10 protein-coding genes are annotated in these 13,651 nt (G+C 68.0%); 4 read left to right on the top strand and 6 right to left on the bottom strand.

Annotated elements, in window-relative coordinates; genetic code table 11:
• Positions 1–83: 83 nt before the first annotated feature.
• A complete protein-coding gene (locus IFT87_RS00490; protein WP_192007166.1) occupies positions 84–926 on the bottom strand; it encodes a glutamine amidotransferase-related protein in 843 nt (280 codons plus the stop codon).
• A gap of 196 nt (positions 927–1,122) precedes the next feature.
• Here IFT87_RS00490 and IFT87_RS00485 point away from each other — a divergent pair, with 196 nt between their 5' ends.
• A complete protein-coding gene (locus IFT87_RS00485) occupies positions 1,123–2,241 on the top strand; it encodes a Gfo/Idh/MocA family protein (protein ID WP_192007164.1) in 1,119 nt (372 codons plus the stop codon).
• A gap of 39 nt (positions 2,242–2,280) precedes the next feature.
• On the opposite strand, the gene IFT87_RS00480 is transcribed toward IFT87_RS00485, so the two are convergent.
• Complete coding sequence (locus IFT87_RS00480) at positions 2,281–3,756, bottom strand: helix-turn-helix transcriptional regulator (protein ID WP_056680612.1); 1,476 nt, start codon at positions 3,754–3,756, stop codon at positions 2,281–2,283.
• A 170-nt stretch (positions 3,757–3,926) separates the two neighbouring features.
• Here IFT87_RS00480 and IFT87_RS00475 point away from each other — a divergent pair, with 170 nt between their 5' ends.
• Positions 3,927–4,196 (top strand): GlsB/YeaQ/YmgE family stress response membrane protein, encoded by a 270-nt coding sequence (locus tag IFT87_RS00475; RefSeq protein WP_031393553.1) that lies wholly within the window; start codon positions 3,927–3,929, stop codon positions 4,194–4,196.
• A gap of 141 nt (positions 4,197–4,337) precedes the next feature.
• The gene (locus IFT87_RS00470) at positions 4,338–6,926 is read left to right on the top strand and encodes a PAS domain-containing protein (RefSeq protein ID WP_249403146.1); all 2,589 of its coding nucleotides are present in this window, start codon (positions 4,338–4,340) and stop codon (positions 6,924–6,926) included.
• Between the two features lie 46 nt (positions 6,927–6,972).
• Here IFT87_RS00470 and IFT87_RS00465 read toward each other — a convergent pair whose 3' ends face one another.
• Positions 6,973–7,419 carry a PA2169 family four-helix-bundle protein gene (locus tag IFT87_RS00465; RefSeq protein ID WP_234387285.1) on the bottom strand — a complete coding sequence of 149 codons (447 nt, stop codon included), beginning with the start codon at positions 7,417–7,419 and terminating at the stop codon, positions 6,973–6,975.
• Between the two features lie 212 nt (positions 7,420–7,631).
• Between IFT87_RS00465 and IFT87_RS00460 the strand changes: the two genes are divergently transcribed.
• Positions 7,632–8,342, top strand: coding sequence for a prolyl hydroxylase family protein (locus IFT87_RS00460; protein WP_192007163.1), 711 nt, complete (start codon positions 7,632–7,634; stop codon positions 8,340–8,342).
• Here the strand turns inward: IFT87_RS00460 and IFT87_RS00455 are convergent.
• The 3 genes from IFT87_RS00455 to IFT87_RS00445 all read right to left on the bottom strand — a co-directional run bounded on the left by IFT87_RS00455 (position 8,336) and on the right by IFT87_RS00445 (position 13,425).
• The gene (locus tag IFT87_RS00455) at positions 8,336–9,031 is read right to left on the bottom strand and encodes a L,D-transpeptidase (RefSeq protein WP_192007161.1); all 696 of its coding nucleotides are present in this window, start codon (positions 9,029–9,031) and stop codon (positions 8,336–8,338) included. The genes IFT87_RS00460 and IFT87_RS00455 overlap by 7 nt on opposite strands.
• 1 nt (position 9,032) lies before the next feature.
• A complete protein-coding gene (locus tag IFT87_RS00450; RefSeq protein WP_249403145.1) occupies positions 9,033–11,717 on the bottom strand; it encodes a two-partner secretion domain-containing protein in 2,685 nt (894 codons plus the stop codon).
• 70 nt (positions 11,718–11,787) lie between these two features.
• A complete protein-coding gene (locus IFT87_RS00445) occupies positions 11,788–13,425 on the bottom strand; it encodes a ShlB/FhaC/HecB family hemolysin secretion/activation protein (protein WP_249403144.1) in 1,638 nt (545 codons plus the stop codon).
• Between the last annotated feature and the right edge of the window lie 226 nt (positions 13,426–13,651).

Genomic DNA, 13,651 nt, shown 5'->3' with positions numbered 1-13,651 from the left:
CGTTCGGCGCACGATCCCCCCGGAGATCGCGCTGCTTACGCTACGGCAGATGTGGGCGCGGCGTGAGAATGCAAGGGCAGGGGTCAGTCGCCCCGCTCGACCAGATGCGTCAGAAAATTGGTGAGTTCTAGCCGCCGACCCGCCTCCTGCGCGAAATCGTCGCCGACGCCGAGCAGCCAGAGCAGCGACCGGCGGTCGGGTTCGTCGTGCAGCGCATCGAGCTGCGCCGCGCGCTGTTCGACATCGGCCTCGCGCTCGGCGAGCCCCGCCTCGATCAGGCTGCCGGCCTGGCGGCGGAGCGCGATCGCGATTTCGCGCGGGGCCAGTTCGGGATGATATTGCACGCCCCAGAAAATCCCGCCGTCATGCCGGATCTCGGCCGCCTGGATCGCGGTGATCGCGTTGCTCGCGAGCAATGTCGCATCGTCCGGCAGCCGCTCGACCTCGTCGCCGTGGATCGCGGGCGCATCCCAGCTGTCGGTGCGGCCGGCGAGCAGCGGGTGATCGCGACCCGCCTGCGTGCGCGTGATCCGGCGCGCGATCCCGGCCTCCATCGTCTGCGGCATCTTGCGGACCGTGCCCCCTGCTGCGGCAACCGCGAGCTGCAGCCCCGCGCACGAGCCGAAGGACGGTGTCCCTGATGCGAACACTGCGCGCATGAAGGCGAGCTGGCGCTGCACCTCGGGCGAGTCGTCATAGACGTGGAGCGGCGAGCCGGTGACGAACACCGCGTCGAAATCGCCGATCTCGCCCGCCGCGAGCACGGGCGCGTCGTCGTCCGCGGGTGCGACGATCGTGATCTGCGCATCGGGCCGGAGCTGTTCGAGCGTCGCCGCATAGGTCTCGCCCGAACTCTTTCCCGCATGCTCGCGGCGGGCGTCGCGCTGTTCGGGTGTTTCGCTTTCGGCCACTAGAAACTTCAGCACTATCAGTCCTCTGACCGCAAATGGCCGACAGGATAACGCGCGCGCTGGCGGTTCGCCCAAGACCGTCGGCAGATAATCCGCGCGCTTCCGTAACGATCTTCCGCGCCGGCTCCGTCGCGCAGGGTGCAGTGCAACAAAACCCCGTCGCGCGGAGTTGCCAGCCTCATTCCATCCTTCCTGAACCACGGAGACTGTCATGTTCGGACTTACCAAGAAGGTGCGCTACGCCGTCGTCGGCGGCGGGCAGATTTCGCAGCAGGCGTTCATGCCGGGAATCGCGCGGACCAATAATTCCGAAATGACCGCACTGGTCACCGGCGACCCGGTCAAGGCGGACAAGCTGGCCAAGCTCTACAAGCTCAAGGCCTATTCCTACGAGCAATATGGCGAGCTGCTGGCCTCGGGCGAGATCGACGCGGTCTATATCGCAACGCCCAATTTCCTGCACATGCAATATGCCGTCCCCGCGCTCGAGGCGGGCATCCATGTCCTGCTCGAAAAGCCGATGGCGTCGAGCGTCGCGGAGGCCGAGCAGATCATCGCCGCCGAGAAGAAGGGCGGCGCCAAGCTGATGATCGCCTACCGGCTGCATCACGAACCCGGCACGGTCGAGATGATCACGCGCGCGCGGGCGGGCGAATTCGGCGACCTGCGCGCCTTCTCGTCGACCTTCATGCAGAATGTCCGCGAGGAGAATTCGCGTGGGCATAACGGCTATTGGGGCGGGCCCGTCCCCGACATGGGCACCTATCCGCTGAACGCGGTGCGCAATCTGTTCGGGCAGGAGCCGATCGCGGTGCATGCGGTCGGGACGAAGACGCCGGGTCGCGGCTTCAACTTCCACGACACCGTCGCGGTGACGCTGAAGTTCGCCGACGACCGTATCGCGCAGTTCACCGTCAGCTATGCGACCGCCTCGTCCGAGGGGTTCGAGCTCGTCGGTACCAAGGCAAGCATCCATGCCGCGCCCGCCTTCATGTTCGGCCCGACGACCGGCATCACCTATGTCGAGCGCACCGCGGACGGCAAGGAGAAGACGCACGCCTTCGATCCGGTCGAACAGTTCGGCAACGAGACGCAGTATTTCTCCGACTGCATCCTCAACGACCGTCATCCCGAAGCCGACGGGCAGGAGGGCCTGTTCGACATGCGCGTGCTGGCAGCGGTCGAGCGGTCGCTCGAAACGGGCGAGACCGTTACGCTCGAGCCCGCGACGCGCACGCGGCACGTGACCGCGGATCAGGCACTCAAGCTCAAGCCCGCCAAGGAGCCGAGCGAGGACGCGATGATCAGCATCATTCCGCAGTCCGCCTGATCACCGGCCGCGCCGCCCTTCGGGGCGGCGCGCGCCGTCTCAGGCGCCGACCCCGCGTTCATGCGCCCAGACCACCGCGGCGCTGCGCCGGTTGACGCCGATCTTGGCATAGAGCCGCGCGACATGGTTGCGCACGGTGTTGCGTGACAATTCGAGCCGCTCGGCGATCGCGGCATCGTCGAGATCCTGGCAGATCAGCTCGAGCACCTCGCGCTCGCGCTTGCTGAGATCGAGCAGCGGCGCGTCCGAGGCGGCGCCGGGGCGCGGGTTCCGCAGCGTCGCCAGCTTGTCCATGATCGACCGGCCGAGCCAGTTGGCGTCCTTCATCACCGCCTCGATCGCCTCGACCAGCTCGAGCTCGCCGCGCCGCCGCGCGGTAATATCCTGATAGAGCCAGAGTACGCAGGCATCGCCGTCGATCCGCATGTTTTCGGCGGAGGCGAGACAGTCGAGCGCCTCGCCATTCTTGTGGAGCAGGCGGACGTCCTGTCCGCGGAACCCGCCCTGCGCGCGGATCTCGGTTTCCAGCTGTTCGCGCTGGCCCGCATCGTTCCACAATTGCAGGTCGTCGGCGACCCGGCCGATCACCGCGCGATCGTCATAGCCGGTCAGCGTCTTGAACGCCGCGTTCACCTGCAGGATGCGATTGTCGTCGGTCTGGGTCACGACCATCGCCACCGGCGCCATCTCGAAGACCGCGGCGAAATGCCGCTCGCTCGCCTTCAGCGCATGTTCCGCGCGCCGACGCGGTTCGAGGTCGGCGAAGGTGAACAACAGGCAGTCGCGGTTGCCGACCTCGATCGGCTGCCCCGCCAGGATGACCAGCGTGGTGTCGCCGCCGGCGAGCGGCAGCTCGGCCTCGAGCTGTGGCACGACCTCGCCGCGCGCGACGCACGCCTTGACGAACGCCTTGCGCTCGACATCGGCGAGAAAGTCGAAATCGAACAGCGTCTTGCCGATGATCGCGTCGCGGTCATAACCCGACAGGTCGAGAAACCCCTGATTGACCAGGACGAAACGCTGGTCGGCGATCCGGATGATCAGCGCGGGGGCGGGATTGGCGTGGAACATCGCCTCGAACCGGTCCTCCGCGTCGAACCGCTCGGACACGTCGCTGATCACCAGCGCGAGACAGTCCGGCTCGCCGCCATCCTCGTCCATGACGATGTCACGGACCTGATGGACCCAGCATGGTTCGTCCGCGTCGCGCGGCGTGACTTCGACGATCAGGTCGGGGAAGCTCTCGCCCGCGAGCAGCCGGAGCAGCGGATATTCGCGCCGCGGCACCTTGCGCCCGTCGCGGTAGCGCAGGGCGAACCGCGCCGCATAATCGTCCGCGGTCGCACCCAGCTCGCCGACGCCGCGGACGCCGTGCATCTTGAGCGCGGCGGGGTTGGCGCTCAGGATCACGCCGGTCGGGTCGATCAGGATCACCCCTTCGAGCAATCCGGCCATGAGCTGTTCGAGATGATGCAGGGTGGGCGCATGCAGCGGCTTGCCGGGGGTACTGGTCATGCCTCCTCAGCGCTGGAGCGCGCGACCGGTTCCTTCACGGTCAGACCCGACCTACCAACCGGACTAGTGCCCCTATACCAATGTCGCAAAGCACTATGCGCGGCCGAACTGAACGTAAGCCGCACCCGGTCCGTTGAGCAGCCTGTACCAGTATCAACAGGAGCCTCATCATGAACCTCATCATCCTTCTCGTCGTCGGCGGACTCATCGGCTGGGTCGCCAGCATGATCATGCGGACCGACGCTCAGCAGGGCGTTTTCCTCAACATCGTCGTCGGCATTGTCGGCGCGTTGCTCGCAGGCTTCCTGATCACGCCGCTCATTGGTGGCGCCTCGATCATGGACGGCGCGCTCAACATCCAGTCGATCCTGATCTCGCTGGTCGGTGCGGTGATCCTGCTCGCGATCGTCAACATGGTGCGCCGCGGTTCGGTGCGCTGATGAGGGGAGGGGCGGCCGCATCACGCGGCCGCCCTTCGTCGCATATTGATCTCGATTATTCGTCACGCCAGCCCGGCGTTGCGGTGTCTTTGCGCGTAGCCTAGATATCAGCGACTTAGTGCAAAGGGCGAGTAGACGGTCTTGAACGATACACCCGACCGCGCCGACCCCGGCGCTCGTCCGTTGACGGCCGACGCCGAGCGAATCGCCGCCGAGCTGATCGGGCAGGACCTCGGCACCGACCCGTTCGTCGCCGCGGTGCGGGCGACGCGGATGCCGATGATCATCACCGATCCGCGCCTGCCCGACAATCCGATCGTGTTCACCAACGACGCGTTCTGCCGGCTCACCGGCTATCCGCGCGAGGACATACTCGGGCGCAACTGCCGGTTCCTCCAGGGGCCGGAAACCGATCCCGCGACGATCGACCGGATCCGCGACGCGGTTCGCCGGGTCGAATCGATCGAGATCGAGATCCAGAACCACCGCAGGGACGGTGAGACGTTCTGGAACCGGCTGCTGATGGCGCCGGTCTTCGACACGCACGGCGTGCTCGCCTATTTCTTCGCCAGCCAGGTCGACGTGACGCTCGAGCGTGAGCGGCTGAAGGGACTCGAGAGCAGCAACGCCTCGCTGATGGCGGAACTGACCGACCGGTTGCGACAGCAGCAGGAGCATGAGCGCGAGCTCGCCTTCACGCTCAAGGCGGCGCGGTTCGGGACCTGGAGCCTCGAGATCGCGACGAAGCGGCTGACCGCATCGGATACCTGCAAGGAGATCTTCGGCCGGCCTACGGACGCGCCGTTTTCCTATGACGACCGGCTGGCCGCGATCCATCCCGACGATCGCGCGCTAAGCGTCGCCGAGGTCCAACGCTGCGTCGAGGAGGGGACGGATTACGAGGTCGTCTACCGCATCTACCGCCAGGACGGCGAACTGCGGTGGATCGGATCGCGCGGACAGCCCTTTTATTCCGCCACCGGCGAGGCGCTGCGGATCGCGGGCGTGTCGACCGACATCACCGACCAGCGCCGCGGCGAGATGATGCGCGCGGCGCTGGTCGAGCTGGGCGACATGTTCCGCGACACCGACTGCCCCGACGACATCTCCTACCAGGCCGTCCAGATCATCGGCCGGACGATCGACCTCAGCCGGACCGGCTATGGCGAGATCGATCCGGACGCCGAGACCGTGACGGTGCACAGCGACTGGACCGCGCCGGGGGTCGACCAGCTTTCGGGCACGTTCAGGCTGCGCGACTTCGGCACCTATATCGACGACCTCAAGCGCGGCGAGGAGGTCTGTGTGACCGATGCGCGCGCCGACCCGCGGACCTACGCGACGAGCGCCGCGCTCGAGGCGGTGCAGGCCCGCGCGATCATCAACATGCCGATCACCGAAAACGGCCGGATCGTGGCGATGCTGTATCTCGCCAGCGGCTGGGCGCGGCATTGGCGCGCGGACGAGGTCGCGTTCGCGCGCGAGGTCGCGGATCGGACCCGCATCGCTACCGAGCGCCGTCGCACCGAACAGGCGCTCGCCGCCCTTGCTGCCTCGCTCGAGCAGCAGGTCATCGCGCGAACGAGCGAGCTGCAGACCGCCGAGGACGCGCTGCGCCAGTCGCAGAAGATGGAGGCGGTGGGCCAGCTGACCGGCGGTGTCGCGCACGACTTCAACAATCTGCTCACCGTGATCCGGTCGGCGACCGACCTGCTCAAGCGCCCCGACCTGCCGCCCGAACGGCGCGAGCGTTACATCGACGCGATCTCGGATACCGCCGATCGCGCCGCCAAGCTGACCGGGCAATTGCTCGCCTTCGCGCGGCGGCAGGCGCTCCAGCCCGAGGTGATCGATGTCGGCCAGAGTCTGGGCAGCATCGCCGACATGCTCGGCACGTTGACCGGATCACGGATCACGATCGCGATCGACGTGCCCGACACGCCCTGCTTCACCAATGTCGACCCGAGCCAGCTCGACACCGCCCTGGTCAACATGGCGGTCAATGCGCGCGACGCAATGGACGGCGCCGGGCAGATCGACATCGCGCTGCGGACCGCTACGATGATCCCCGCGGTGCGCTCGCATCCGGCGGTTGAGGGGCAGTTCGTCGCGATCTCGATGCGCGATACCGGGTCGGGCATCCCGCCCGAAAAGCTCGAGCGGATCTTCGAGCCGTTCTTCACCACCAAGGGGGTCGGGCAGGGCACCGGCCTCGGGCTCAGCCAGGTGTTCGGCTTTGCCAAACAGTCCGATGGCGACATCATCGTCGAGAGCGAAGTCGGCTGCGGCACGGTCTTCACGCTCTATCTGCCGCGCGCGGAGGAGCGCACCGCGAACCTGCCGGGGGCGGTCCCGGAGGGGCTGGCGGACGGCCATGGCACCTGTGTGCTGGTGGTCGAGGACAACAAGGACGTCGGCACGTTCACGACCCAGTCGCTTGCCGAGCTCGGTTATGTGACGGTCTGGGCGGCGGATGCGCAGGAGGCGCTGGCGGTGCTGGGCGAGGACGCGGCGCGCTTCGACATCGTGTTTTCGGATGTCGTGATGCCGGGGATGAACGGCATCGATCTGGCCAAGGCGATCCGGGCATCGCATCCCGGGCTGCCGGTGGTGCTGACGTCGGGCTACAGCAACGTGCTGGCGCAGGATGGTACTGACGGGTTCGAACTGCTGCACAAACCCTATTCGGTCGAGGACCTGTCGCGCATCCTGCGCAAGGCGGCAGGATAGCGCGTAGAAAAAAGGGCGACCGGCCGAAACCGGTCGCCCCTTCGGATCAGGTGAGGCTGTGCTTGAGCGCGCTCATCTTGTCATGGCCTTCGCGGACCGAGGCATAGCCCTTGGTGACCGCGTCGAGCGATGCGGGCGACAGCTGGCCGTCCTTCATCGCGTCCTCATACTTGGCCTTGATGTGGTCCTCGCCACGCTCGACCTCGAGGATGATCGCCTTGTCGTCCTTGCCGGTCAGCGCCTGCTTCAGGTCCATGAAGGTGCGATGCGCTGCGGCGAGCATGCTCGAATCCATCTCGGGCTCGCTGCCGAGTGCGCGGACCTGCGCCTGCAGGTTCGTCGCGACCTGGGCGCGATCGCGTGCGAAGTCGGCGAACATCGTCGCATACTGCGTGCTCTCGGCGTCCTTGGCCGCGTCCTCATAGCCCTTCATGCTGTCGAGGGTCGTCTTGATCAGGCCGTTCAGGACGGACACGTCGGTGTCGTTGCTCATCATTCGTCTCCTTTGGGAATGGCGGCTCAACGATCGTCACGCGATTAAGTCGCACCTGGATTTTACCCTCCGCACAGACAAGTATCGAGCATTGCGGCCGAATTCGGCGGTGAAACGGCTTTTGCGCCTGTACGGCTTGATCTATGTGATGGTCTGGCCACGGGGCCGGACCGCCGGTCCGCCACCGACGCGCCCGACAGTCTGGAGTGCCCATGGTCGCCGTTCCGTCCGCCGCATCGCCACTTTCCGCCACCGACCGACGCGACGGCCCGGTCGAAGCGCTGGGACGCGCCGAGTCCGCCGCACAGGTCCGCGAGCAGATCCTGTGCTATCCCGGCGCGGTTCGCATCCCGGCACCCGGGATCGAGCTGTACATCGTCCGCGATTTCCTGCCGCTCGACGTGTGCGCGACGCTGATCGCGCTGATCGATGCCGATCGCGTGCCGTCGCCGGTCGTCGCCGACGATCCGCGTCCCGCCTACCGGACCAGCGAGACCTGTTACCTTTATGCGGGGCCCGACGCGGTCACCGCGGTCGAGACGCGGCTCGACGCGCTGACCGGGCTGGAACCGCGCTACGGCGAGGCGCTGCAGGGCCAGCGTTATGCGGTCGGGCAGGAGTTCAAGCCGCATCACGACTTCTTCGATACCAGCCAGCTCTACTGGCAGGATCAGGTCGCGGTCGGCGGCCAGCGCACCTGGTCGGCGATGACCTTCCTTAACGAACCGGAGGCGGGGGGGCGGACCAATTTTCCGACAGCGGACGTGATCATCGCGCCGAAGGCGGGCAATCTGGTGATCTGGAACAACATGGACGCCTATGGCGCGCCCAATCCGGCGTCGGTGCATCAGGGCATGCCGGTCGAGCAGGGGGTCAAGTACGTGCTGACCAAATGGTATCGCGAGCGCCCTTGGGGTCAGTGAGGCACGGCGTCCGGCGCTGACGACGCCGCCGTCATCGCAAAGACGCTGCGTAAAGGCCGGGTCTCGGGCAGGATATAGACGATCCCGACGGTGCTCGTGAACAGCGGCTTGATTACCCCGTCATAGAAGCGCGCGGGCACGTTGACGCAGCCATAGGAGATCCGGTTGTCCTGCGGCGTCGCCGAGGCCAGCCGGCCGGCGCGGTCGTCGACCCGGCGGCCGGCGATGACGCGGTGGAGCGACAGCGCAGCGGCATAGTCGATCCACAGGATATCCTGCTCGAAATCGGCGCCGATCGACGCCTGGAACCGGCCGGCGGGCGTGGTCCGCTCGGCGGGCGTGATCGTCGCGAGCTTGCGCTGGCCTATCCCCGGCACGCTGTCGTCGCCGCGGGCGAGACCGAGCAGCGCGGGCGCCGTGCCGCGGAGCACCCCCACGCCATCGAACGCGAAGACCACCGCGTTCACCTTGTCGATCACGACGAACGGCAGGGCCTGGTTGTCGCGCGACCGCATCACCCAGTCGACCGTGTCGCGGGCATCGCGGGAAGCAGCGGCAGCCCCGAACCGCGCGGTCGCCGATGTGCCGGCCGCGACCGGCTGGGCGCCGGCGGCGGACGCGCCCCCAGCCGCCAGGGCGACCGCGACCAGCACCGCGCGCCGCGCTGTTCGCGACCCGAAGCCTGCCATATCAGTGGCGCGCCTGCTTGCGCGGATAGACCGGGACCACGGGGGTGCGCGGCACGGGCTGCGTCAGTTCCCCCAGCGACGACTGGGTCGGCGGCGTCACGGGGACCGGCGTCACGGGGGCCGGGGGGATCGGGAACGGTCCCGGACCCTCCGGCGGCACGCTCACGCCGCCGTCGACCACCGTCCCGACCGGCACGTTCGGCCGCCGGACCTGGGCTGGTGGCACCTCGAGGAACGGCCGCGTCGCGGTCGGCAGGACGGTGACGATCACCGGCGTCGGTGTCGGTGTCGGCGTCAGTATCGGCGTTGGCGAAGGCGAGGGTGCTGGCGACGGCGCGGGCGCGGGTGCGGGTGCGGGTGCGGGTGCGGGTGCGGGTGCGGGTGCTGGTGCCGGCGCCGGTGCTGGTGCTGGTGCTGGTGCTGGTGCTGGTGCTGGAGCTGGAGCGGGAGCAGGGGCCGGTGCAGGAGCCGGCGCAGGCGCAGGCGCAGGCGCAGGCGCTCGAGCTGGAGCTGGAGCTGGAGCTGGAGCTGGAGCCGGGGAAGGAGCAGGTGCGGGTGCCGGTGCCGGTGCCGGTGCCGGTGCTGGCGAAGGTGCGGGAGCGGGTGCAGGAGCAGGTGCAGGTGCGGGAGCAGGGGCAGGAGCTGGTGCTGGTGCAGGAGCAGGAGCAGGAGCAGGCGCCGGAGCAGCAGTGATCGTCCCCGTAGTCCGGAAGCCCGCCGTGCAGCACGATCCCGCCAGCGCATATTGGTCCGCATTCGCGCCGGTCAGCGTATAGCCGCTATAGCTGACGCCGATGCCCGCCCCGGCGTCCGCGCTGTCGAACGTCGCCGTCGCGTCCGTCCCCGCGACCAGGGTGACGCCACTCGGCAGCCCCGACGTGTCTGATGCGTTGAACCCACTCAGCACCGCCGCATTGGTGCCGTCCGCGACCTTCTGCGCGGACGGGAAGACCAGCATCCGCTGCGAAATCGCCGCACCCTCGGTCAGCACGAACTCGTTCGAGAAGTCGGTCGGCGTCGTATACGAAACCGGGTTGTAGGTGATCGACACCGGCGCCGCGGTCACCGTCGTCGGCGGCGACAGCGCGGAGAACACGATCGTGCCGCCGTTGACGCCCGGCCCGGTGCCGTCCGCGCCTGCGATCAGCGTCAGCCCGACCGGCAGGCCCAGGCTCTGCGCCGGGATCGTCGTGCCGCGCGTCAGCGTGACGGCAGCGTCGATCATCACGTCATGCCCCGCGCACAGCGCGATATTGCCGTCGGTCGTCGTGATCGCATGATAGACGTTCACGTTGCGCCCGGCGTTGAGCAGGATGCTGCCATTGACCGTCGTCAGGTCGGCGTTGACGTTCACGTCGCGGCCGCAGCAGGCGACGATGTTGCCGTTGGTCGCGCTGATCGGCGCGTTGATCACGACGTCGCGAAACGCGTTCAACGTCAGTGTCGTCGGCACGCCCGACGCGGTCCACGCGACCGCGTCGTTGACGAAGATGTCGCCATTGCCCGTCGTCGTGTCGCCCGCCGCGGGCAGCGTGCTGATCGTGATGCTGGTCGTCACGAGCTGCGCCGACAGCGTCGAGCCCGAGATGTTGCCGCCTGCACCAATCACATAATCCTGCGGATCGATCAGCCAGGTGCCGGTCGTGCCCGACCGCGCCAGCGTCGAGACCCTGGCCCCATCGGCGATGTTGACGGTCGCCGCCGACGTCTCGACGAAGCCGCCATTGCCGCCGACCGGTGCGCTCGCGTCGAGTGTCCCGCTGAGATTGGTGGTGCCGGTCTGCATGTCGCCGAGCAGCAGGATCGTGCCGCTGCGGTTCTGCAGCGTCCGCGCCTCGATGATGCCGCTATTGTTGACCGCGGTATGGAGCAGGTCGCCCGCACCCTGCGCGGTCATCACGACCTTGCCGCCATCCGCGCGGATCAGCCCGCCATTGCGCACCAGCGCGCCCACCGCGCCCTTGTCGACCGCGACGTTGAGCAGCCCGTCGCCCGCGACGTCGAGCGTGATCGCCTCGCCCGCCGCCAGCACGACCGTGCCGAAATTGGCGCGGATCACGCCGCTATTGCCGACCTGCGCGCCGAGCAGCGCGACATAGCCGCCCTTGGCGGTGATCGTGCCGTCATTCTGGACACCCGCGGTGCTGGTCCCGGCAAAGCGCGACTGGCCGGCCATGAAATCCGCATCGCTGATGTTCAGCGTCGATGCGACCAGCCCGCCGACGTTCACGCTGGCGGTCTTGCCGAACACGATGCCGTTGCCGTTGACCAGGAAGACCTTGCCGTTGGACGACAGGTTGCCGAGGATTGACGACGGATCCGACCCGACCACGCGGTTGAGCGCGACCGAGCTTGTGCCCGGCTGGTCGAAGGTCACGCTGGCGCCCTTGCCGATCGAGAAGGACTGCCAGTTCAGCACCGCGCGGTCGCTGGTCTGGGTGACCGTCATCGACGGCCCGCGCGTCGCGATGCTCGCCTGGCCCGCGGCCACCTCGCCCCCGGTCGGCAGCGTCTGCGCCGTGGCGGGGCGCGCGGCGACCGTGCCGGCAAGGCTGATGCCGATCAGCCACGCGAACCGCGCGAGTCCTGTCGTGCCGAACAGCCCGCCGCGGCGCTGACGCGTCGGTGCGGTGGAGGGAGCGGCGGCGGCGGGGCGATGGCGGATCGATGCGGGGATCGGGGTCATGGGCGGTATCCTCGGGTGGCGGCGGATGGCCGCGAAATGTCGGTGCTGGTCGCGGTCGTGCGCGCGGGCGTCAGAAGCTCTTGGCGATCTGGAACCAGGCGCGGCCGGACCGGTCGGGGGCGGCGGTCGCGTCGGCGCTGCCCAGCTTGCGCGCATAGGTCGCGCGCAGCACGATGTCGTACGGTGCAGTCCAGGTCGCGCCCGCGCCATAGGCGCTGCGGACAGCATGGTTCGATCCGTCGAAATAGCGCCGCTTCACATAATCGACCTCGCCGACATCGACGAACGCGAACAGCTGCAGCGCGCCCGGGATGACCCGCGGCAGCGCGAGCCGCGCCTCGGCGGTCGCGACATAGCCCTGGTCGCCATAGGCCTCGCCCTCGGGATAGGCGCGCACCGCATAGGCGCCGCCCAGCTCCATCTTCTCGGAGATGTCGAGATTGTTGAACGCGACCTGCCCGCGGACCGAGCCGAACACCGAGACCGGCCCGCTGATCGTCTGCAGCCGCGCCAGGCTGAACTGCATCTTGCCATAGCGCCCATCGGTGCGCGCGGTCAGCGCGTCGACCGACCGCTCATAGGCACCGCGAATGTCGAGCGTGCCGACCGAGACGCTCAGCGAATAGGCGTTCCAGCCGCCGCCGAGCAGCGTGTCGTGCGAGTCGCCGCTGAGGCCGCCGGTGACGACCTGCGCACTGCGATAGGTGACCGTGTCGACGATCCCGAACCGGTCGTCGAACCATTTCGCATCGCCCGCCACCGTCACGTACAGGTTGCTGTCGCGCGACCGGATCAGAGGGTAGCTGGCATAGACGCTGGCGATCTCGGCATTGCCGCTGCCGTCGAGGCTGTCGAATTCCTTGCCGAGTTCATAGTCGAGATGCGCATAGGCGACGCCGAGCGTCACCTTGCCGATCGGCGCCTGATAGGAGGCGCGGCCATAAGCAAGCCCCGAGAAGGACGTCAGCGCGCGAAAGCCGAGCACGTCGCCCGAGCCGGTCGGGTTGTTCCAGTTGACCGACCCGCCGACGCGGTAAGCGCCGGTATAGCGATTGCCCGCATTGTCGGCCTCGACGCTGCCCGTGATGCTGCGGCCCGGGGTGATGTCGACCAGCAGGTCCGACGTGCCGACCGCGGTGCCGGGGCTCAGCGTCGAGCGCACGCGCACGCCGGGCAGGTCGGACAGCATCAGCAGCCGGCGTTCGATCGGCGCGACCGCGACCGCATCACCGACCTCGAGCCCGTCGAGCATGCCGTTCGCGACGCTGTCCGCGAGGCGGGATTCGTTGCGCAGCCCGACCGCGCCGAGGCGACCCTCGACGACCGCGATCGTCACCGTCCCGCTCTGCACGTCCTGCGCGGGCAGATAGGCCTGCGCGACGAAATAGCCGCGGCTGGTATAATAGTCGGTGATCCGCGCCGCGAGCGTCTTCAGACCCGCGAGATCGAGCGTCGCACCGGGCGCGAACCCCGTCGCGGCGACCAGCGTCGCGTCGGGGAACAGCGTCGCGCCGGTGACGCGGATCGCATCCACGCGCGCCGAGGGTCCGCCCGCGGCCGGGATCGCGACCGGCGTCTTGCGAGTCAGGCCGAGCTCGGGATCGGGCGTATCGGTCAGCGGCACGGGCGGGATCTGCTGCAGCTGGCCACCGGCGCCGACCGGTACCTGTGCCTGCGCGGCCCCGCCGCCTGCCACGAGCGCAGCCATACTCACCGCCGCACACGCGGCTGCCCGAAGGATCGACGTCATTGGATATACCTCGAAAGTCACCGCGGATGGACGCTACGAACCTCCCATCCGCAGCAGCGGGAGTCGTAGTAGCAAGGCGTCGGAAGGGCCGCTGAATGCGGCAATGTCGGTGGCGAAGGTCTTGATGAAAAGAAGGTCGATCGTTGTATAAAACGAACGGCCGCGGTGGCTTAGTCCTTCGAAT

The sequence above is a fragment of the Sphingomonas sp. CFBP 8765 genome, assembly GCF_014841445.1.
Taxonomy (GTDB): Bacteria; Pseudomonadota; Alphaproteobacteria; order Sphingomonadales; family Sphingomonadaceae; genus Sphingomonas; species Sphingomonas aerolata.
Note: the sequence above shows the minus strand (reverse complement) of the source record. Positions and strands in the feature narration are given on the sequence as shown.